Below are 17,588 nucleotides of genomic sequence, written 5' to 3'. Positions count from 1 at the left end.
TTTCGATGGGTGCGAGTATATGGTTCGTGCCGCGGGGCGGCCGAACATTATACCGGCCGCATTCAGCTTTGCGCCTCTGGGTTCTGCAGCAGGTGGGAAAATTTTCGCCGGATCTTGGCCAGCTTCGGCGAGATCACCAGCTGGCAGTAGTTTTGCTGCGCGTTCTGGCGGTAATAGTCCTGGTGGTAGTCTTCGGCCGGATAGAAGCGCGGCGCCGGCGCGAGCCGGGTGACGATGGGGTCGGCGAACACCTGTTCCCGTTCCAGCTCGGCGACGGTGCCGGCGGCGATTTCGCGCTGGACCTCATTCAAGTGGAAGATGACCGACGCGTATTGGCTGCCGACGTCGTGGCCCTGGCGGTCCAGCGTCGTCGGATCGTGCACGGCGAAGAAGACTTGCAGCAGCGTGGCGTAATCGACGATGGCCGGATCGTATTCGACCTCCACCACTTCGACGTGGCCGGTGACGCCGGCGCAGACCGCCCGGTAGTCTGGATTGTCGACATGGCCGCCGCAGTAGCCGGAGACCACGCGCCGCACGCCCTTCAGGCCGGAGAAGGCCGCCTCCAGGCACCAGAAGCAGCCGCCGCCCAAAATCGCTTTTTCCATGATTCCTCCGTGTAGGGTTAACCGTGCCGCGCCGCCGCCGGGCCGAGCGCGGCGTCGCCGAACAGCTGACAGGCCAGTCTGACGGTTTCGGCCTGGATTGTCACGGTGTCGGCGATGGGATCGGCGTAGCCGCCGGCCATCGTCAGCACCAGCGCGGCGTCGTGGCGCCGGCAGGCCTCCATCACCAAGCGGTCCCGTGCCGCCAGTCCTGCGAACGACAGCGCCAGCCGGCCCAGCCGGTCGCCGCGGTAGGGGTCGGCGCCGGCCAGGTAGAACACCAGGTCGGGCCGCGCGGCGGCGAAAGCTCGCGGCAGCGCGTCCCGCAAGGCGTCCAGATAGACCGCGTCGCCGGTGCCGTCGGGCAGATCGATGTCCAGCGAGCCGGCGACGCGCCGAAACGGAAAATTGCGCTCGCCGTGCATCGAGAAGGTGAAGATGCGCGGCTCGCCGGCGGCGATGGCCGCGGTGCCGTCGCCCTGATGCACGTCCAGGTCCACCACCAGGATGCGGCGGGCGCGTGCCTCGTCCAGCATCAGCAAGGCGGCGACGGCGATGTCGTTGAACACGCAAAAGCCGGCGCCGCCGTCGCGGCCGGCGTGATGGGTGCCGCCGGCCAGATTGACGCCGCAACCGTGCTGCAGCGCAGAGCGGCTGGCGGCGATGGTGGCGCCGACCGAGCGGCGGCTGCGCTCGGCCAGCTCTAGCGACCACGGCAGGCCGATCTCGCGCTGCGAGCGCGCGTCCAGCGAGCCGTCCTCCACCGCGGCGACATAGGCCGGATCGTGGGCGCGCGTCAGTTCGTACGGCGTGGCCGCCGGGGCGACTTCCATCCACGGCGCGGCCCAGGCGGCCACCCGTTCCGCCAGCAGCCGGTATTTCTCGGCCGGAAAGCGGTGTCCGGTCGGCAGCGGCAGCGGGAAGGCGTCGGTGCGGTAAAGGCGCATCGGTCTGTGGTCTATAGCGGCTGGATCAGCGTGAAGCGCGGTACCTGCGCCCCCTCGTGTTCCACCATCTCGTCGAACATCGCCGCCGGCCGGACCCACAGGCCGTAGTCGCCGTACAGCGCGCGATACATCACCATCGGTTCATGGGTTTCCGAATGCTTGGCGATGCCCAGCACCTGATAGCGCTGGCGGTTGCGGAAATGCTGGTAGATTCCGGGAGACGGCATTCAGGCTTCCTGTGCGGATGGGAACGGGCGCCGAGAATGCCGCAGCCGGCCGGCAGCGTCAAGAAGCGCCGCTGCTCCAGTAGTAAACGTGGAAAGCCTTGTCCTGCACGAAGCCCAGCCGCTCGTACAATTGTTGCGCGCGCTGATTGTCGTGGGCGGTTTGCAGCATGATCTGCCCGCCGCCGAGATCGCGCGCATACTGCTGGCAGCGTTCTATCAGCTGGGCGCCTATGCCCTGGCTGCGAGCCTCCGGCGCCACGAACAGGTCGTGCAGCACCCAGCAGGGCTGCAACGCCAGCGAGGAGAAGCCGGTGTACATCAGAGCGAAGCCTTGCGGGCGATTGCCGATGCTAGCCAGGAAGGCCACGGCCTGGCGCCGGCGCAGCCGCTCGCCCAGATATTCCAGGCAGGCCTCGGGGGGCTGGCTCACCTGGTAGAAGGCGAGGTAGGCGGTGAACAGCGGCAGCCAGCTGCCGACCGATTCCGGCGTGGCGATGGTGAGGTTGGCGCTCATCGACAATCTCCTCATGTATTTGATCCGCGCTGCGTTACAATAACGCCCTTTTTCAGCAGGTTAGACAATGAAGCTGGTGCTTGCCCCGATGGAAGGGCTGGTTGACGATGTGATGCGGGACGTGTTGAGCCGCATCGGCGGCATCGATCTGTGCGTCACCGAGTTCGTGCGCGTCACCTCGGTGCTGCTGCCCACGCGCACCTTCATGCGGCTGGCGCCTGAGCTGGCGAACGCCGGCAAAACCCGCGCCGGCGTGCCGGTCCGGGTGCAGCTGCTGGGGTCGGACGCGGCCTGCCTGGCCGAAAACGGCGCCAAGGCGGCCAGTCTCGGCGCGCCCGGCGTTGATCTGAATTTCGGCTGTCCGGCGCCGACTGTCAACCGCCATCGCGGCGGCGCGGTGTTGCTGAACGAGCCGGAGCTGCTGCACGAGATCGTCGGCGCGGTGCGGCGCGCGGTGCCGGCGGCCACGCCGGTCACCGCCAAGATGCGCTTGGGCTACGAGGACAAGAGCCGGGCGCTGGAGTGCGCGCAGGCCATCGCCAGCGCCGGCGCCGCCGAACTGACGGTGCACGGGCGCACCAAGGTGGAGGGGTATAGGCCGCCGGCCCACTGGGACTGGATCGCCCGCATCCGCGAGGCGGTGGCGATACCGGTGACGGCCAATGGCGAGGTCTGGACGCTGGACGACTATCGCGCGATCCGCGCCGACAGCGGCTGCGACACGGTGATGATAGGCCGCGGCCTGGTGGCTTGTCCGGATCTGGCGCGGCGCATCGCCGGCGGCGGGCCCGCCGAGCCGATGTCCTGGAACGACATGTTGCCGTGGGTGCTGGACTTTTTTGGCCAATGCCGCGACAAGTCCGGCGAGAACCGCTACCCGGTGGCGCGGCTGAAGCAGTGGCTGGGTCTGCTGAAACGCACCTGGCCGGAGGCGGGCCATTTGTTCGATGAGATTCGACGTGAGCAAGGTCCTGAAATCATTGAAGATATTCTGATGGCAAAATTGGGTAAGTAGATATACTCATACCGGAAACCGGGAACTGTTGTTAACATCAAATGGTGTCCTGTTTTGGTAAAACAGGGCTCTGTAATTTCTGTCGGCCAGCTCGGCCGCGGATCTTACACTTCCCCGATACCTTGCACCCCTCCCTCACGGGAGGGATTTTTTTTATCTGCCGCCGTGAGCTATGAATAGAGCAAAAACCATGGCGGAGCAGGCATGGCGTCCACCCCCGGGGTAGGCTGGCTGGAGCAACTCATTCCGGCAGTATGGTATGGCTCGCTGACGGTTTCCGTCGGCGTGACCGCCGCGTTCGCGGCCTTGCTTTATCTGCTGCGGTCGGATAGCCGCAAACGGACGCTGCGCACCTTGCTGATCGCGTTGGCGGCCTTGCTGGTGGTCAACTTCAGCAGCCAGGCCGGCGCCGGCGAGATCGTCCGGCAGACGGCGCTGATCGTGATGGGGCTGGCGCTGATCCGGCTGTGGGCGATGCTGCTGTTCCGCTTGCTGATGCCGCTGCTGCGGCTGCATCCGCCCCGCATTCTCGAAGACATCCTGGTCACGATAGGCTACGTCGGCTGGGGGCTGGTGCTGCTGCGGCTGGCCGGCCTGGATCTGAGCCACATCGTCACCACCTCCGCCGTCATCACCGCCGTGCTGGCTTTCTCGATGCAGGACACGCTGGGCAATATCCTGGCCGGGTTGTCGCTGCAGTTCGACAATTCGGTCGAGATCGGTGAGTGGATCAAGGTCGGCGACCTGGTTGGCCGGGTGGTGGAGATCAACTGGCGCGCCACCACGGTGGAGACGCGCAATTGGGAAACGCTGGTGATCCCGAACAGCGTGCTGATGAAGAACCACTTCGCCATCCTCGGCAAGCGCCACGGCTGCCCGCAACAATGGCGGCGCTGGGTGTGGTTCAGCATCAGCTGGGACACGCTGCCTACCCAGATCATCTCGGTGGTGGAGAAGTCGCTGCGCGAGGCGCAGCTGCCCGGCGTGGCGTTGACGCCGGAGCCCAACTGCATCCTGATGGGTTTCGAAAACGGCTACAGCCGTTACGCCGTCCGTTACTGGCTGACCAATCTGGCGGCCGACGACCTGACCGATTCCATCGTGCGCACCCATATCGACGCCGCGTTGCGCCGGCACAATCTGCGCATGGCGTCGCCCCACTACAATGTGCTGACGATCAAGGAGAACGAGAAGTACATGGAGGCGCGGATGAAGAAGCACCTGGAGGAGCGGGTGCAGGCGCTGCGCCGGGTGGAGCTGTTGTCCGGATTGAACGACGAGGAGATGGTGATTCTGGCCGATCAGCTGAAGTTCACGCCCTTCGTCACCGGGGACATCATCATGCACCAGGGATCGGTGGCGCACTGGTTGTACATCATGTTGTCCGGCGAGGTGGAGGTGTGGGTGGCGCTGCCGGACGGCGAGCGCAAGCTGGTCGACGTGCTGAAGGCCGGCAGCTTCTTCGGCGAAATGGGGCTGATGACCGGCGAGTCGCGTTCGGGGACGGTGATCGCCCGCTCCAATGTGGAGTGCCTGCGGCTGGACAAGGAGGCCTTCCAGTCGATATTGGAGTCGCGCAAGGAGTTGGCCGAAGCCATTTCGGCGATACTGGCCGAGCGGCTGGAGGAAAGGCGCAACCGCATGCCGGACGATTGGCAGGACGCCGCAGGCAGCGCGCCGCGCCGCGGCGAGCTGGTGGACCGGATCCGCAACTTCTTCGGGCTCAGCAAGCACTGAGCCGTTGTGCCGGGGCTTTATCGCGCCGCGGCCGGCTTCCGCCGGGCGACGGGGGCAACGCCAGCCGCGGTCCGCGAAACGTCTCCCGCCGCCGGAGTTCTTGCCAGAGTCCGGAGTCGGAGCGGGGCGTCCGCGCCGCTGGTCGCCAGCGGCCGCTCAGACGAATTGCACCGGCATGAAGTAGTCGCGCCCGGGACGGCTGACCAGCACTTGCGGCTGGCCGGCTATCATCGCGCGGTAGGGGCGCGGCAAGCGCTTCCAGTCGTTGAATTTCATCTTGATGCTGTCGTTTTGCTGTCCCATCGCTGTCTCCCTCGCTGGCTAGTCCACTTTGTGGATGACGCTGGTCACCACGCCCCAGATATGAAACGAGGCATCTTCCGGCACGTCTATCGGCCGATAGGCCGGGTTTTCCGGCAGCAGCCGCAGGCCGTTCGGGCCGCGCTCCAGCCGTTTCACCGTCAATTCGCCGTTCAGCGCGGCCACCACCACCTTACCGTTGCGCGGTTCGCGGCCACGCTCCACCAGCAGCAGGTCGCCGTCGTGTATGCCGGCGCCCTGCATCGAATCGCCCTTCACCGTGACCATGAAGGTATCGCCGGGACGGCTGACCAGATGGGTGTTGAGGTCGATGTCGGCCTCTTTCAGATCGTCCGCCGGCACCGGCGAGCCGGCCGGCACGCTGCCGGCGAACAGCGGCAGCGACAGCTCGCTGAGCTGGGCGCCCAGCGTGCGAAAGTCGGATGCCTGCGCGCTGTCCGCGGTGCGCCAGCTGCGGTAGTCGTCCAGCCACTGCTGCAGGATGGGCTTCAGCGGTTCCGGCACGCGCAGGGCCACCGTCCTGTCGCCGCCGAAGACCGATTTTCGGCCGGCGCCGGAGCGCTTGCCGCCGTGTTGTTTGGGTGTGTCCTTGTCCATGATTTGATTCTGTACAATATCAAACGGAATTGCAAGAAAGCCGGCGCCGCATCGGGGCCAGGATACGCGGAAAGAACGTCGGAGCCGCGCCGGATCAGGCCCGGCCGGCTGTTGGCAATCGGAGACAGCGCACGGCGCGCTTGCCAGTTTTCGTCAATTGTTATACGTTTCATATATTAAACGTATATCGGAGCCGCTTATGGGCATCGTCAAGATTTCCGAGCAGATGCATGACAATCTGCGCGCGGCCAGCGAGGCGCTGAGCCGCTCGATCAACTCCCAGGCCGAACACTGGCTGCGCATCGGCATGCTGGCCGAGCTGAATCCGGACATGCGCTACAGCGAGATCTGCCAGCTGCTGCTGCGCGCCGGGCAGGACGGGAGCGGGCTGGACATTCAACGACGGGCGGAGGAGGCGGCGCGATGAGCAAGGTGGTGATCAAGTCGCCGGCCGAGGTGGCCAAGGCGCGCGAGGCGGGAAAACTGGTGGCGGAGCTGCTGGCGATGATAGGCGAGCATGTGAAGCCCGGCGTCAGCACCGAGGAGCTCGACGCGCGTTGTCACGAATACATCGTCAAGGTGCAGCGCGCCAAGGCGGCCAATGTCGGTTATTACGGCTATCCGAAGGCGATCTGCTCGTCGGTCAATCAGGTGGTGTGCCACGGCATACCGTCCCAGACCCAGGTCTTGCGCGACGGCGATATCGTCAACATCGACGTGGCGGTGATCAAGGACGGCTGGCATGGCGACAGCAGCCGGATGTTCTATGCCGGCACGCCGTCGCCGGAGGCGCGGCGGCTGGTCGAGACCTGCTACGACGCCACCCGCGCAGGCATCCTGGCGGTCCGTCCCGGCGCCACGCTGGGCGATGTCGGCCACGCGATCCAGAACGTGACCGAGGCCGCCGGCTTCAGCGTGGTGCGCGAATACTGCGGCCACGGCATCGGCCGGGTCTATCACGAGGAGCCGGAGGTGCTGCACTACGGCCGTCGCGGCGCCGGCCTGAAGCTGAAACCGGGCATGGTGTTCACCATCGAGCCGATGATCAACGCCGGCAAGGCGGGCACGCGGCAGCTGGGCGACGGCTGGACGGTGGTGACCCAGGACGGCTCGTGGTCGGCGCAGTGGGAGCATATGGTTGCCGTCACCGACGACGGCTTCGAGGTGCTGACCGCCTGGCCGGACGGCTTGGGCGGCTATCCGGCGCTGAGCTGAGCGATGGCGCGCTCCGAACGCCTGCTGGCGCTGTTGCAGTTGCTGCGCCGGCATCGCCGCCCGGTGACGGCGCAGGCGCTGGCCGACGCGCTGGAGATCAGCGTGCGCACCGTCTATCGCGACATCGCCAGCCTGCAGCTGCAGGGCGCCGACATCGCCGGAGAGGCGGGCATAGGCTATCAGCTGCGACCGGGTTTCCTGTTGCCGCCGCTGATGTTCGCCGAGGAGGAAATAGAGGCGCTGGTGCTGGGCATGCGCTGGGTGGAGAAGCGGGCGGACGCCCGGCTGGCCGGCGCCGCCGGCAACGCGCTGGCCAAGGTGGCGGCGGTGCTGCCGGACGATCTGCGGCGGCGGCTGGATGACGAGACGCTGCTGGTGGGACCGGCAGCGGCGCCGGCCATCGCGGTGGACATGGCCGCGCTGCGCGACGCCATACGCCGCCAGTCCAAGCTGGCCCTGCGCTACCGGGACGCCGACGGCGGCGACAGCCAGCGGGTGGTATGGCCGTTCGCGCTGGGTTTTTTCGAGAAGACGCAGGTGCTGGCGGCCTGGTGCGAACTGCGCCAGGATTTCCGCCATTTCCGCTGCGACAGGATAGGGCGCTGCGACAGCCTGGACGAGCGCTATCCGCGCCGCCGCCAGTCCCTGTTGAAGGAGTGGCGGCAGCTGTTGGGCATCGCCGCGGACGCGCCCTGACGCCCGGGGCTCAGCGTCTGCTGCGGTGTTCGGCGGCGTGCATCGCCAGGTAGGCGTCGAGGTCGGCGCCGCCGATGTCCAGCGCGGTCAGGATTTCCGCCATGAAGCTGACCGGCGCGGTGCCGGGCGCGGTGACGACGCCCTGGTCTCCGACCGCGTGGGGGACGTCCTGGTAGCGGGCGGCGCCGGCATAGCCGGGCAGTGCCAGATTGTCCGCCGAATTGGAGGTGTGGCGCACCTCGTTGAGCACGCCGGCCTGCGCCAGCGTGCGGGTGCCGTCGCAAATCCCGGCGACGACGACGCCGCGGGCCCGGGCGGCGGCCAGCAGGTCCGAGAGGTCCGGCGCCTCGGGGGTCTGCCAGATGGTGCCGCCGCAGACGACCAGCAGGTCCAGCGACTCAAGCTCGATCGCGTCTATCGCCAGATGCGGCGTGACCATCAATCCGCCGGCGGAAGTGAGCGGCTTGCCGCCGGGCGCGGCGTAGCGCACGTCGAAGCCGTAATAGCAGCGAGCCGAGGCGTTGAGCAGCGCGGTTTCCCAGTCGGAAAAGCCTTCGGTAAGGATGGTGATGGCGCGTTTCATCGGGTTTCCTTGTCTTTGTCGTAGAGAGTCCGCGACGGCGGATTCCGCCGCGGATGACAAACCTTAATCGACGCGATGGTCAGTTTCTGTCAGCAGCGTTCATCGCCGGCTGCCGCGCGTCCCTATTGCCGCCAGCCGGTATGCGCCGCCCATTGCTCGGCCGCCAGATAGATCAGATCCACCGCCGGATCCTTGACGTCCGGGTAGCTGTCCGGGTCGGCCAGGCCGGCCGCCAGCCGCCGTTTCAGCTCGCCATAGGCCGCCGCCGTCGCCGGCTGGGCGCGAAGATAGTCGCGGAACAGCAGCGCGTAGCGCTGGTTGGTGCTGCCGGCCCGTCGCACGTGGATGTGGGCGCGGCGCTGGCCCGTCTTCTCGCGGAAGAACAGTTTGCGCCATTGCGCCGGCGCATCGTCGCCTCCCGGCGGCAGATGGTCGCGGTCGAACGGCTTGAGCTCGAAGCCGACGGCGAGCAGGCCGCCGGCGACGGCTTCATCGTCCAGCTCGGCGACCGTCAGCTGGACGTCGATCACGTCCTTGGCCGCCAGGCCGGGCACCGAGGTGGAGCCGATATGGTCGATGCGCAGGGCCAGGCCGCCGAGCGCGGCGCCGAGCTGCTCGGCCAGGACGGCGAACTCGCCGGCCCAGCCAGGCTGGTACGGCACGATGTTTATCGCATCAGCCATCGGTCAGCCGCTCCGAGAAGTGATGGGCGACGATGTCCATATCGCGGTTCAGGTAGAAGCGGTGGGCGCGGTGGCGTTGCACGCCGGAGTCCAGATGGATTTCGCCGCAGCCCTCGGCCAGCGCCAGCCGGCGCAGCCAGGCCATCATCGCCGCGCCGTGGCCGTGCGAGCGCGCGGCCTCGTCGGTGGCCAGGTCGTCGACATACAGGCTGCGGCCGGCGATCAGCGTGCGCTGCAGACGGAAGCCGGCCACGCAGGCGATGGCGTCGCCGTCTTGCAGGAAGGCCAGTTGATAGCCCTCGGCCATCTGCGCGCGCACCGCAGCGACGAAGGCGTCGGCCCGCAGATGCGGCCGCAGTTGCCGCATCACGGCGAAGCAGCGCTCGATTTCCTGGTCCTGCCGGGCCAGCTGGATCATCGGTTTCTCCTAATTTTTGATATGGCTGTACATCCAGAAGTCGCGCGACGGGCCGCGCACCTTGCGATAGCTGCGCATCAGGCCCTCGCGCTGGAAGCCGCTGCCTTCCAGCACGTGTATCGAGCGGACGTTTTCCGGCAGCACCGTCGCCTGGATGCGGATCAGGCCGGCATGGCCGTGGCCCCAGTCGAGCAGGGCGGCGCAGGCGGCCGCCGCGAGCTTTCGGCCCCAGGCGGACGGGCTCAGGTCGTAGGTGATTTCGGCGCTGGCGTTGACCGGGGCGACGGTATGGAAGCCGGCGGTACCGAGCAGGCGGTCGCTGCCCCGATCGGCGATGGCGAAGCGCAGGGCGCTGGAATCGGTGAAGCGCTCAGGCTGCCAGGCGTAGTCTTCCAGCTCGGACGGGGCCTGCAGGTTCCAACTGGTGTGTTCGAACACCTGCGGCAGCGTCAGGTAGTCGTACCAGCTCAGGATGTCGTCCGGGTACAGCGGCCGCAGAACGGCGTCGGGGTGGTCCAGCGTGGGCATGGCGTCGAACAGCATCGGTTTTCCGTCTTGTGCGGGGTGGGTCAGGGGCCGCAAAGCCCGGCGATGAAGTCCGCCATCGCCTGTTGCGTGGCTTGCGGCGCCTCCAGATGCGGGCTGTGGCCGCAGCGCGGCAATGTCGTTTGTCGGCCGTTCCGCGTTTGGCCGGCGATGGCGTCCAGTTGGGCGGCGCTGCCGTACTGGTCGTCGGCGCCTTGCAGCGCCAGCAGCGGGCAGGCTATGGACGGCAGCGCGTATTCGATGCTCCAGTGGGCGAAGGCGGGACTCAGCCAGGTGTCGGACCAGGCGTGGAACAGCGTCTCGGCCTTGTCGCCGTGGTATTTGAGCAGGCCGTCGAGCTTGCCGGCCCGCCAGGCGTCGACCGCCGTGCGCACGCCGGCGAGCGTGGCGTCTTCGACGAAGACGTGGGCGGCGACGGTGATCGCGCCCTTCAGCCGCGCCGGCTGTTCCGCCGCGTGCAATAGCGCGATGCTGCCGCCGTCGGAATGGCCGATCAGGATGTAGTCGCGGTCGGGCAGGCAGGCCGCCAGCACCGCCGGCAGCTCGCGCAGCGCGTATTCGTGCAGATAGTGTATCGTGCGCGGCCGCGCCAGCGGCTCGGAGCGGCCGTAGCCCTGGCGGTCGTACACCAGGCCGGCCAGCCCCGTGGCTTGGCACAACCGGTCGGGAAAGCCGCCCCACATCGTGTCGCAGCCCAGTCCTTCGTGCAGGAAGACCAGGCAGGGGCGGGCCGGGTCGCCGTCTATGCGGCGGTGGTGATGTCGCATGCCGACCTCACTGAGCGCCGCCGCGCTTCCAGTCGTCCACCAGCTGGCCGGCGTAGCCCCAGTTTTCTTCGAGGATTTCCTGGATCACGATATGGATGTGCTCGGGCTTCTTGCCCAGATGGCGGACCAGCGACGCGCTGATGTCCTTCACCAGTTCGGCTTTTTGTTCGCGGGTCGCGCCGGCGGTGATCTGTACGTTGACGTAGGGCATCGCTTGAATCCTTTGTTGGTATGCTGGGTGGCGCCATGGGTGGATGGCGGGATCATGTTGTCATGATTGCCGGATGATCGCTACTGACAGAAACTGACAGCAGTGCCGATTAGCATGGGGACCTGTCGCAGCAAAGCGGCATCAACCAGGAGAACCACCATGCAATATCCCGATCTTGTCATTCTGTATGTCGAGCAGGCATCGCAAAGCGCGCGCTTCTATTCCCGGCTGTTCGATCTGGCGCCGCTGGCGGAGACGCCGACCTTCGCGATGTTCCGTTTCGCGTCGGGCATGCGTCTGGGGCTGTGGTCGCGCGAGGCGGCGGAGCCGGGCGCCGAGGCGATGGGCGGAGGAGGAGAGCTGGCCGTGCGGCTGGACGATGCCGCCGCGTTGGAGGCTTGTTTCGACAGTTGGCGGGCGCAGGGGCTGCGCATTGTCCAGCCGATCACCGAAATGGATTTTGGCCGTACCTTTGTCGCGCTGGATCCGGACGGCCACCGCCTGCGGGCTTACGTGGCGGCGGTGTGACGGCGGGCTGGCATCGCCGGCCCCGGCGTTGACGCGGCGGCCTCAGTCGGCGTGGAAACAGTTGCCGCACACGGCGCGGTAGCGCGCCTCGCCGCCTATCTCCACCTGAGGGCCTTCCTTGACGCGGCGGCCGGCGCCGTCGATGCGGATGTGCATCGTCGCCTTGCGGCCGCACTGGCAGATGGTCTTGATTTCCTCGACGTCCTCGGCCAGCGACAGCAGCCAGGCCGAGCCGGAAAACGGGTGGCCCTGGAAGTCGGTGCGCAGGCCGAAGCAGATCACCGGAATGTTGCGGGTGTGGGCCAGCCGGTGCAGCTGCTGTACCTGTGCCGGCGTCATGAACTGCGCCTCGTCCACCAGGATGCAGGCGGTGTCGCCGTAGTCCTGCGCCAGGAAGTCGAAGCCGGCGTCGAAGGTGGCGGATTCGCGCTGGATGTTGAGCCGGGAGGTGATCATGCCGACGCCGTAGCGGTCGTCGATGGCGCTGGTGTACAGCGCCACCGCCTTGCCCATCGATTCGTAGTTGTTGGCGATCTGCAGCAGCTGGGTGCTTTTGCCGCTGTTCATCGCGGCGTATCGGAAAAACAGTTTGGCCATTGGGTGGTCGGTCGGATGCGGTGCCGGGGCGCGCAGCATATCATGATGCGTCGGGCTTGTGCGGTCCGGCGCGCGTCTCGCGGGGCGGCCGCAATGGAAAGATCGTAATATGGATTCGCTAAAACTAGATGCACCCGGAGGCGCGTCTTCCAATCCAAGGTTTCCAAACAAGGGGAGTCATCGACAATGCCGGCCATCCTGAACCGCGCGCTTGCCATCGGATTGACAGTCTGCGCCATCGCGGGCGGCCATGCCCGCGCCTCTTCGTCAATCACGGTCTCGGGCGCGCCGGTGGCGAGCCTGGCCGACGGCCGGGTCGGCGCGGTCGCGTTCGAGTCGGTCACGCCGCGGCAAATCATCGACTTTGTCCGGCGCGCGCCCGCCGACAAGGCCGTGGTGACCGGCATGCTGTCGCTGCCCAAACAGGCGAAAGGCCCGGTTCCCGCCGTCGTCATTCTTCACGGCAGCCTGGGCATCAATCCGGGGGAGTGGATGTGGGCGGAACGGATGAACGCGCTAGGCTATGCCAGTTTCGTCGTCGACAGCTTTTCCGGGCGGAACATCGCGGAGACCGAGAAGGACCAGACGCGCTTGTCGATGGCGGCCGATATCGCGGACGGCTACGCCGCCTTGCGGCTGCTGGCGACGCACCCGGCGATCGACGCCAGGCGGATCGCGGTGATGGGGTTCTCGCGCGGAGGCGTCGCCGCCCTCTATTCGTCGCTTGAGCCCTTCCGAAAGGGCGTCATCGACGATGGCCTGCGTTTTGCCGCGCATGTCGCCTTCTATCCCAGCTGCGGCATCCACTACGACTCGAACCATCTGGACGGCGCGCCGGTGCTGATGCTGCTTGGCGGCAAGGACGACTACACGCCCGCCGCGCCCTGCATCGACTATGCCGACGGCCTGAAGGCGAAGGGCGCGCCGGTGACGGTCAAGGTCTATCCCGACGCCTACCATGCCTTCGACCGGTTCACGCCGTTGCGTGCGGTGCCGAGCGCGACCAGCGCCAGGCTGTGCCATGGCGCGTACGATCTGGACTCGGGCCGTTTCTCCATGGTCGCCGGCAGCGGCGTCGTGTCCGGAGAGGAGGCGCGGCAGGCGACCCGGACGTGTCTGAGCAGGGGCGTCACCATAGGCGGGGACCCGGTCGGTCGCGAACAGTCGCCGGCGCTTGTCGCCGACTTTCTGCGATCGGCGTTCGCAAACGGACGCTAGACCGCCTCCTCAACGGAAGCTGACGATCTCGTCCAGCGGCTTCTTGCCGATATTGGGTACCATGCAATCGGCGGCCGGATAGCCGACCACCAGCAGGATGTAGGGTTTCTCGTGGGCGGGACGGTCCAGCAGCTGGTTCAGGAAGTTCATCGGGCTGGGCGTGTGCGTCAGCGTGGCGAGGCCGGCATGGTGCAATGCGGCGATCAGGAAGCCGGCGGCGATCGACACCGACTCCGGCACATAGTAGTTCTTGATCTCGCCGCCGTCGGCCAGCACGGTCTTTTTCTGGCCGAAGATGGCGATCAGATAGGGCGCGGTTTCCAGGAAGGGCTTGTCGGCGTCGGTGCCCAGCGGGGCCAGCGCGTCCTTCCATTCCTGCGGCGCGCGGTGTGTATAGAATTCGCGCTCCTCGGCCTCGGCGCCTTCGCGTATCTGCCGTTTCAGCGCCGGATCCTCGACGACGACGAAATGCCAGGGCTGGTGATTGGCGCCGGACGGCGCGGTGCCGGCGGCGAGCAGCGCGTTCTCTATCACTTCGCGGGGGGCCGGCTGGGCGGTGAATTCGCGCACGGTCTTGCGGCGGCGGATGTCGGCGTAGAAGGCGCGGGAGCGTTCCACCATCTCGGCCTCGGGGTAGCGTTGGAAGGTGCTCAGCGGGATGAAGGCCGGCTGGCCCTGGTTGAACGGCAATCTGCTCATGGCGGCTCCTGTCTGTGGGTGTAGCGTCGTCGGAGGCCTTGCTCCGGCGGATTGGCGGCGGCGCGGTCTTCGATGCCCGTGTTTGGCCGGACGGTGGCTGATTCCGCCGCCTTCCGGCTATAGCATGGCAGCCTTTTTCGTTGAAATGCAATTGGCATTATTCATTTGAAGAGTCGTTTGTCATGTAATTTTATTTCACATGAAAATACTTCAAATGAAGCGATGGGCGGGAGAGGAAGCGGGAGGGCGGAACGCCCGGGGCGTAAAAAAAGCGCCCTGAACGGGCGCTTGTCTCGGTAGGGCGGGCTTTACAGATCGCCACCGGTTTCCAGCACGAAGCCGGCCTTGGCGTCCTGGCCCAGGTGTTCCACCAGATAGGGCAGCACCTGTTGCAGCGTTTGCGGCAGCGTCCACGGCGCGTTGACGATGAACATGCCGCTGCCGTGCATGCCGAAACCATCGGCCGACGGGCCTTGCACCTGCAACTCGGCGCGCAGCCAGTTCTTGGCAGGCAGCTTCTTCAACTCCGGCAGCATTTCCTTCATTTCCGCCCGCTGCAGGCACGGATACCACACGGCGTAGACGCCGGTGGCGAAGCGCTTCAGCCCTTCTTTCAGCGCGGCGACCACGTTCTGGTAGTCGCGCTTGTCCTCGTAGGGCGGGTCGATCAACACCAGCGCGCGGCGCGGCGGCGGCGGCAGCACGGCCTTGATGCCGTCGAAGCCGCTGGCCTGCTGGATTTGCACCCGGCGGCCACTGCCCTCGAAATTCTGCTGCAGGATCTGCGCGTCGCTGGGGTGCAGCTCGAACAGGCGCAGCTTGTCGCTTTCCGGCATCACGTCGGCCGCGCACCACGGCGAGCCGGGGTAGAACTTCAGCTCGCCGTCCGGATTCATCCGCTTGACCACGTCCACATACTGGCGCACCGCCTCCGGCAGATCGTCGCGCCGCCACAGCCGGGCGATGCCGCTTTCGTACTCGGCGTTCTTGGCGGCGTAGCCCTCGGTCAGCGAATAGGCGCCGGCGCCGGCGTGGGTGTCGATATACCAGTAGGGCTTGTCCTTCTGGCCCAGGTAGTTCAGCAGCTCGATCTCGATCAGGTGCTTGAGCACGTCGGCGTGGTTGCCGGCGTGAAAGGCGTGGCGGTAGCTGAGCATCGGTCTTGTTCTTTCAGATGGTTGATTCGATTCCGGCGGCGCCGACGGCGTCGAGCCAGCCCAGGCGCGACAACAGCGCGGAGAAGTCTCGCTCCAGCGGGCAGCGCAGCAGCAGCGGGCCGCCGTCCGGCAGCGTCAGCCGCATTTCGACGCAGGCCAGCAGCATGCGGCGGCAGTCCAGCTCGTCGGCGAACATCCGGTTGTGGCGGCCCTTGCCGTAGGTGGAATCGCCGATGATGGGATGGGCGATATGCTTCAGGTGGCGGCGCAGCTGGTGGCGGCGGCCGGTCTGCGGCGTCAGCTCCAGCAGGCTGTAGCGGCTCGTGGGGTAGCGTTCCACCATGATGGGCAGCTCTGCGCGGGCCAGCGTGCGGTAGTCGGTGACGGCAGGCTGCGGCGCGGTTTCCATCGTCTCGCCTATCCATTCCAGATCGTCGGGGCGGCGGTTCAGCGGGTGGTCGATATGTCCGGCGTCGTCGGTATGGCCGCGCACCACCGCCAGGTAGCGCTTGTCCACCTGCTGGCGCTCGAACTGCCAGCTCATCTCGCGGCCGGCGTCCTTGTCCAGCGCGAACAGCAGCGCACCCGAGGTGCCCTTGTCCAGCCGGTGCACCGGATAGACGCGTTGTCCGATCTGGTCGCGCAGCAACTGGACGGCGAAGCGGGTTTCGTGGCGGTCCAGCACGGTGCGGTGCACCAGCAGGCCGGCGGGCTTGTGGATGGCGATCAGGCGATCGTCCCGATAGAGTATTTGCAGCATGGAAACGGAGGTCTAGGGCAGGGCGGAATTGTAGGGCTTGCACGCTGCTTTGGATATAGCCGTTAAGTTTTGTGTTGGATCAATCTGTTTGACGACTGTCATGATGAGTGCGGAATGCCATTTGCGTAATCCAGCGCTGGCGCGGCTTGCAGGCGAATCAATATTTTCACGCGAAGAAATGTTTGCGACATGGTATTTCAAAGTCGAGAGGAAATTGTTTACAGCCAGGTTAACGCTCATTACAATTCGCCGCGCTCAGAAGAACGACAAAGTGGTGTCTGCAGCCGGTTTTTGCATTGCGCAGGAGGCGGTCCAGACCGCTTCGGTACACCTGGAGCTGTAGTCGGCAGGTTACATGCCGCTCGCAAGCCAAGCTGTCACCATTCAAGTCCGCGCTGTTGCAATCGCCGCGCCTGCATGGAGCCATGCGCGTTGACCCAACTCAACCAAGAGTTATAGAGATGACCATTCAACTGAAACGACTCAGCTTCGCAGTCGCCGCCGCGGTCCTGTCCGCAGCCGCCTGCGCCAAGGACTTCACTCCGGCCGTGATCTACGATCAGGCCGGCAAGTTTGACAAGAGCTTCAGCGAAGCCGCCTACAACGGCGCAGAGCGTTTCAAGAAGGACTTCAAGGTCAGCTACCGCGACGGCCAGATCTCGTCCGACGCGCAGAAGGAACAGCTGCTGCGCAAGATGGCCGGCCGCGACACCGACATCGTCGTCGCCGTCGGTTTCAACTTCGCCCAAGCGGTGGAAACCGTGGCCAAGGAGTTCCCCAAGGTCAAATTCACGCTGATCGACGCCGTGGCCAAGGGCCCGAACGTGCAGAGCATCGTGTTCAAGGAGCAGGAAGGCAGCTTCCTGACCGGCATGGCCGCGGCGCTGAAGTCCAAGACCGGCAAAGTCGGCTACATCGGCGGCATGGACATCCCGATGATCCGCGCCTTCGGCTGCGGCTACGCCCAGGGCGCCAAGTACGCCAACAAGAACGTCGTGGTGCTGCAGAACATGACCGGCACCACCCCGCAGGCCTTCAACGACCCGGCGCGCGGCACCGAGCTGGCCAAGAGCCAGTTTGACCGCGGCGCCGACGTGATCTTCGTCGCCGCCGGCGGCACCGGCCTGGGCGTGCTGCAAGCCGCCAAGAACGCCGGCAAGTTCTCCATCGGCGTCGACAGCAACCAGAACTACCTGTACCCGGGCTCGGTGCTGACCTCGATGGTGAAAAAAGTGGACGTCGCCGTCTACAACACCTTCAAGGAAGCCAAGGACGGTTCCTGGAAGTCCGGCGTGAAGGTGCTGGGCCTGAAGGAACACGGCGTCGACTGGGCGCTGGACAAGTACAACCGTCCGCAGATCACGCCGGATATGGAGAAGAAGATCAACGAGGCCAAGACCGAGATCATGGCCGGCAAGATCAAGGTGGTCGACTACCGCGCCAACAACAGCTGCCCGGTGCAATAAACCGGCAGCGACTTCCCCGGAAAGTGGGGCACAGCCGCGGTGATCCATCATCGCGGCTGTTTGTTCATGCCGCCGGGGAAA

25 protein-coding genes are annotated in these 17,588 nt (G+C 66.1%); 8 read left to right on the top strand and 17 right to left on the bottom strand.

Features of this window, described 5'->3' with window-relative positions:
* Positions 1-62: 62 nt before the first annotated feature.
* Genes msrA through CXB49_RS10375 form a run of 4 tightly spaced genes read right to left on the bottom strand, consistent with a single transcriptional unit; the run spans position 63 to position 2,293 of the window.
* Positions 63-608 (bottom strand): peptide-methionine (S)-S-oxide reductase MsrA, encoded by a 546-nt coding sequence (msrA, locus tag CXB49_RS10390; RefSeq protein WP_101708327.1) that lies wholly within the window; start codon positions 606-608, stop codon positions 63-65.
* Between the two features lie 17 nt (positions 609-625).
* Entirely contained in the window at positions 626-1,552 is a 927-nt protein-coding gene (locus CXB49_RS10385; RefSeq protein ID WP_101708326.1) for a histone deacetylase, read from the bottom strand.
* Between the two features lie 11 nt (positions 1,553-1,563).
* Positions 1,564-1,779: a DUF1653 domain-containing protein gene (locus CXB49_RS10380; RefSeq protein WP_101708325.1), complete on the bottom strand. Its 216-nt coding sequence runs from the start codon at positions 1,777-1,779 to the stop codon at positions 1,564-1,566.
* A 58-nt stretch (positions 1,780-1,837) separates the two neighbouring features.
* The gene (locus CXB49_RS10375; protein ID WP_158300740.1) at positions 1,838-2,293 is read right to left on the bottom strand and encodes an N-acetyltransferase; all 456 of its coding nucleotides are present in this window, start codon (positions 2,291-2,293) and stop codon (positions 1,838-1,840) included.
* 67 nt (positions 2,294-2,360) lie between these two features.
* On the opposite strand from CXB49_RS10375, the gene CXB49_RS10370 reads away from it, so the two are divergent.
* Together CXB49_RS10370 and CXB49_RS10365 are read left to right on the top strand one after the other, a co-directional pair.
* Positions 2,361-3,308, top strand: a complete 948-nt coding sequence (locus CXB49_RS10370; RefSeq protein ID WP_101708323.1) for a tRNA-dihydrouridine synthase — start codon at positions 2,361-2,363, stop codon at positions 3,306-3,308.
* Positions 3,309-3,512: 204 nt separating this feature from the next.
* Positions 3,513-5,045 carry a mechanosensitive ion channel family protein gene (locus tag CXB49_RS10365; RefSeq protein ID WP_101708322.1) on the top strand — a complete coding sequence of 511 codons (1,533 nt, stop codon included), beginning with the start codon at positions 3,513-3,515 and terminating at the stop codon, positions 5,043-5,045.
* 156 nt (positions 5,046-5,201) lie between these two features.
* Here the strand turns inward: CXB49_RS10365 and CXB49_RS23950 are convergent, their stop codons facing one another.
* Together CXB49_RS23950 and CXB49_RS10360 are read right to left on the bottom strand one after the other, a co-directional pair.
* A complete protein-coding gene (locus CXB49_RS23950; RefSeq protein ID WP_199406824.1) occupies positions 5,202-5,348 on the bottom strand; it encodes a hypothetical protein in 147 nt (48 codons plus the stop codon).
* Between the two features lie 18 nt (positions 5,349-5,366).
* Positions 5,367-5,963, bottom strand: a complete 597-nt coding sequence (locus tag CXB49_RS10360) for a LexA family transcriptional regulator (RefSeq protein ID WP_101708321.1) — start codon at positions 5,961-5,963, stop codon at positions 5,367-5,369.
* Positions 5,964-6,162: 199 nt separating this feature from the next.
* Between CXB49_RS10360 and CXB49_RS10355 the strand changes: the two genes are divergently transcribed.
* The 3 genes from CXB49_RS10355 to CXB49_RS10345 are packed head-to-tail and all read left to right on the top strand — an operon-like array spanning position 6,163 to position 7,874.
* Complete coding sequence (locus CXB49_RS10355) at positions 6,163-6,390, top strand: ParD-like family protein (RefSeq protein ID WP_101708320.1); 228 nt, start codon at positions 6,163-6,165, stop codon at positions 6,388-6,390.
* Entirely contained in the window at positions 6,387-7,178 is a 792-nt protein-coding gene (gene map, locus CXB49_RS10350) for a type I methionyl aminopeptidase (RefSeq protein WP_101708319.1), read from the top strand. Before CXB49_RS10355 ends, map begins: the two co-directional genes overlap by 4 nt.
* Before the next feature lie 3 nt (positions 7,179-7,181).
* On the top strand, positions 7,182-7,874 hold the full coding sequence (locus tag CXB49_RS10345; protein ID WP_101708318.1) for a YafY family protein: 693 nt from the start codon (positions 7,182-7,184) through the stop codon (positions 7,872-7,874).
* A 10-nt stretch (positions 7,875-7,884) separates the two neighbouring features.
* On the opposite strand, the gene CXB49_RS10340 is transcribed toward CXB49_RS10345, so the two are convergent.
* The 6 genes from CXB49_RS10340 to CXB49_RS10315 form a co-directional block, all read right to left on the bottom strand.
* Positions 7,885-8,457, bottom strand: coding sequence for a type 1 glutamine amidotransferase family protein (locus CXB49_RS10340; RefSeq protein WP_101708317.1), 573 nt, complete (start codon positions 8,455-8,457; stop codon positions 7,885-7,887).
* A gap of 122 nt (positions 8,458-8,579) precedes the next feature.
* Complete coding sequence (locus tag CXB49_RS10335; protein WP_101708316.1) at positions 8,580-9,140, bottom strand: GrpB family protein; 561 nt, start codon at positions 9,138-9,140, stop codon at positions 8,580-8,582.
* Complete coding sequence (locus CXB49_RS10330; protein WP_101708315.1) at positions 9,133-9,558, bottom strand: GNAT family N-acetyltransferase; 426 nt, start codon at positions 9,556-9,558, stop codon at positions 9,133-9,135. Before CXB49_RS10330 ends, CXB49_RS10335 begins: the two co-directional genes overlap by 8 nt.
* A 9-nt stretch (positions 9,559-9,567) precedes the next feature.
* On the bottom strand, positions 9,568-10,101 hold the full coding sequence (locus CXB49_RS10325; RefSeq protein ID WP_101708314.1) for a GNAT family N-acetyltransferase: 534 nt from the start codon (positions 10,099-10,101) through the stop codon (positions 9,568-9,570).
* Positions 10,102-10,127: 26 nt separating this feature from the next.
* Positions 10,128-10,871 (bottom strand): alpha/beta fold hydrolase, encoded by a 744-nt coding sequence (locus CXB49_RS10320; RefSeq protein WP_101708313.1) that lies wholly within the window; start codon positions 10,869-10,871, stop codon positions 10,128-10,130.
* A gap of 7 nt (positions 10,872-10,878) precedes the next feature.
* Positions 10,879-11,091: a 4-oxalocrotonate tautomerase family protein gene (locus tag CXB49_RS10315; protein WP_255409612.1), complete on the bottom strand. Its 213-nt coding sequence runs from the start codon at positions 11,089-11,091 to the stop codon at positions 10,879-10,881.
* 150 nt (positions 11,092-11,241) lie between these two features.
* Between CXB49_RS10315 and CXB49_RS10310 the strand changes: the two genes are divergently transcribed.
* A complete protein-coding gene (locus tag CXB49_RS10310) occupies positions 11,242-11,610 on the top strand; it encodes a VOC family protein (RefSeq protein ID WP_101708311.1) in 369 nt (122 codons plus the stop codon).
* 42 nt (positions 11,611-11,652) lie between these two features.
* Here the strand turns inward: CXB49_RS10310 and CXB49_RS10305 are convergent, their stop codons facing one another.
* Positions 11,653-12,207: a thymidine kinase gene (locus CXB49_RS10305; protein ID WP_101708310.1), complete on the bottom strand. Its 555-nt coding sequence runs from the start codon at positions 12,205-12,207 to the stop codon at positions 11,653-11,655.
* Positions 12,208-12,393: 186 nt separating this feature from the next.
* On the opposite strand from CXB49_RS10305, the gene CXB49_RS10300 reads away from it, so the two are divergent.
* A complete protein-coding gene (locus tag CXB49_RS10300; protein ID WP_101708309.1) occupies positions 12,394-13,425 on the top strand; it encodes a dienelactone hydrolase family protein in 1,032 nt (343 codons plus the stop codon).
* 9 nt (positions 13,426-13,434) lie between these two features.
* Here the strand turns inward: CXB49_RS10300 and CXB49_RS10295 are convergent, their stop codons facing one another.
* From CXB49_RS10295 to CXB49_RS23440, 4 genes are all read right to left on the bottom strand, one after another.
* On the bottom strand, positions 13,435-14,124 hold the full coding sequence (locus CXB49_RS10295; protein WP_101708308.1) for a nitroreductase family protein: 690 nt from the start codon (positions 14,122-14,124) through the stop codon (positions 13,435-13,437).
* Positions 14,125-14,432: 308 nt separating this feature from the next.
* The gene (locus CXB49_RS10290; protein WP_101708307.1) at positions 14,433-15,281 is read right to left on the bottom strand and encodes a 23S rRNA (adenine(2030)-N(6))-methyltransferase RlmJ; all 849 of its coding nucleotides are present in this window, start codon (positions 15,279-15,281) and stop codon (positions 14,433-14,435) included.
* A gap of 13 nt (positions 15,282-15,294) precedes the next feature.
* The gene (locus CXB49_RS10285; RefSeq protein WP_101708306.1) at positions 15,295-16,041 is read right to left on the bottom strand and encodes a tRNA pseudouridine(65) synthase TruC; all 747 of its coding nucleotides are present in this window, start codon (positions 16,039-16,041) and stop codon (positions 15,295-15,297) included.
* A gap of 12 nt (positions 16,042-16,053) precedes the next feature.
* Positions 16,054-16,281 (bottom strand): hypothetical protein, encoded by a 228-nt coding sequence (locus CXB49_RS23440; protein ID WP_158300739.1) that lies wholly within the window; start codon positions 16,279-16,281, stop codon positions 16,054-16,056.
* 221 nt (positions 16,282-16,502) lie between these two features.
* Here CXB49_RS23440 and CXB49_RS10280 point away from each other — a divergent pair, with 221 nt between their 5' ends.
* The gene (locus tag CXB49_RS10280) at positions 16,503-17,507 is read left to right on the top strand and encodes a BMP family protein (protein ID WP_199406823.1); all 1,005 of its coding nucleotides are present in this window, start codon (positions 16,503-16,505) and stop codon (positions 17,505-17,507) included.
* Positions 17,508-17,588: the final 81 nt, after the last annotated feature.

It is taken from the genome of Chromobacterium sp. ATCC 53434 (assembly GCF_002848345.1).
Classification (GTDB): domain Bacteria; phylum Pseudomonadota; class Gammaproteobacteria; order Burkholderiales; family Chromobacteriaceae; genus Chromobacterium.
Note: the sequence above shows the minus strand (reverse complement) of the source record. Positions and strands in the feature narration are given on the sequence as shown.

Coding starts and splice junctions, on each gene's coding strand:
- msrA (WP_101708327.1), bottom strand. CDS start 608: ATGGAAAAAGCGATTTTGGGCGGCGGCTGCTTCTGGTGCCTGGAGGCG.
- CXB49_RS10385 (WP_101708326.1), bottom strand. CDS start 1,552: ATGCGCCTTTACCGCACCGACGCCTTCCCGCTGCCGCTGCCGACCGGA.
- CXB49_RS10380 (WP_101708325.1), bottom strand. CDS start 1,779: ATGCCGTCTCCCGGAATCTACCAGCATTTCCGCAACCGCCAGCGCTAT.
- CXB49_RS10375 (WP_158300740.1), bottom strand. CDS start 2,293: ATGAGCGCCAACCTCACCATCGCCACGCCGGAATCGGTCGGCAGCTGG.
- CXB49_RS10370 (WP_101708323.1), top strand. CDS start 2,361: ATGAAGCTGGTGCTTGCCCCGATGGAAGGGCTGGTTGACGATGTGATG.
- CXB49_RS10365 (WP_101708322.1), top strand. CDS start 3,513: ATGGCGTCCACCCCCGGGGTAGGCTGGCTGGAGCAACTCATTCCGGCA.
- CXB49_RS23950 (WP_199406824.1), bottom strand. CDS start 5,348: ATGGGACAGCAAAACGACAGCATCAAGATGAAATTCAACGACTGGAAG.
- CXB49_RS10360 (WP_101708321.1), bottom strand. CDS start 5,963: ATGGACAAGGACACACCCAAACAACACGGCGGCAAGCGCTCCGGCGCC.
- CXB49_RS10355 (WP_101708320.1), top strand. CDS start 6,163: ATGGGCATCGTCAAGATTTCCGAGCAGATGCATGACAATCTGCGCGCG.
- map (WP_101708319.1), top strand. CDS start 6,387: ATGAGCAAGGTGGTGATCAAGTCGCCGGCCGAGGTGGCCAAGGCGCGC.
- CXB49_RS10345 (WP_101708318.1), top strand. CDS start 7,182: ATGGCGCGCTCCGAACGCCTGCTGGCGCTGTTGCAGTTGCTGCGCCGG.
- CXB49_RS10340 (WP_101708317.1), bottom strand. CDS start 8,457: ATGAAACGCGCCATCACCATCCTTACCGAAGGCTTTTCCGACTGGGAA.
- CXB49_RS10335 (WP_101708316.1), bottom strand. CDS start 9,140: ATGGCTGATGCGATAAACATCGTGCCGTACCAGCCTGGCTGGGCCGGC.
- CXB49_RS10330 (WP_101708315.1), bottom strand. CDS start 9,558: ATGATCCAGCTGGCCCGGCAGGACCAGGAAATCGAGCGCTGCTTCGCC.
- CXB49_RS10325 (WP_101708314.1), bottom strand. CDS start 10,101: ATGCTGTTCGACGCCATGCCCACGCTGGACCACCCCGACGCCGTTCTG.
- CXB49_RS10320 (WP_101708313.1), bottom strand. CDS start 10,871: ATGCGACATCACCACCGCCGCATAGACGGCGACCCGGCCCGCCCCTGC.
- CXB49_RS10310 (WP_101708311.1), top strand. CDS start 11,242: ATGCAATATCCCGATCTTGTCATTCTGTATGTCGAGCAGGCATCGCAA.
- CXB49_RS10305 (WP_101708310.1), bottom strand. CDS start 12,207: ATGGCCAAACTGTTTTTCCGATACGCCGCGATGAACAGCGGCAAAAGC.
- CXB49_RS10300 (WP_101708309.1), top strand. CDS start 12,394: ATGCCGGCCATCCTGAACCGCGCGCTTGCCATCGGATTGACAGTCTGC.
- CXB49_RS10295 (WP_101708308.1), bottom strand. CDS start 14,124: ATGAGCAGATTGCCGTTCAACCAGGGCCAGCCGGCCTTCATCCCGCTG.
- CXB49_RS10290 (WP_101708307.1), bottom strand. CDS start 15,281: ATGCTCAGCTACCGCCACGCCTTTCACGCCGGCAACCACGCCGACGTG.
- CXB49_RS10285 (WP_101708306.1), bottom strand. CDS start 16,041: ATGCTGCAAATACTCTATCGGGACGATCGCCTGATCGCCATCCACAAG.
- CXB49_RS23440 (WP_158300739.1), bottom strand. CDS start 16,281: ATGAGCGTTAACCTGGCTGTAAACAATTTCCTCTCGACTTTGAAATAC.
- CXB49_RS10280 (WP_199406823.1), top strand. CDS start 16,503: ATGACCATTCAACTGAAACGACTCAGCTTCGCAGTCGCCGCCGCGGTC.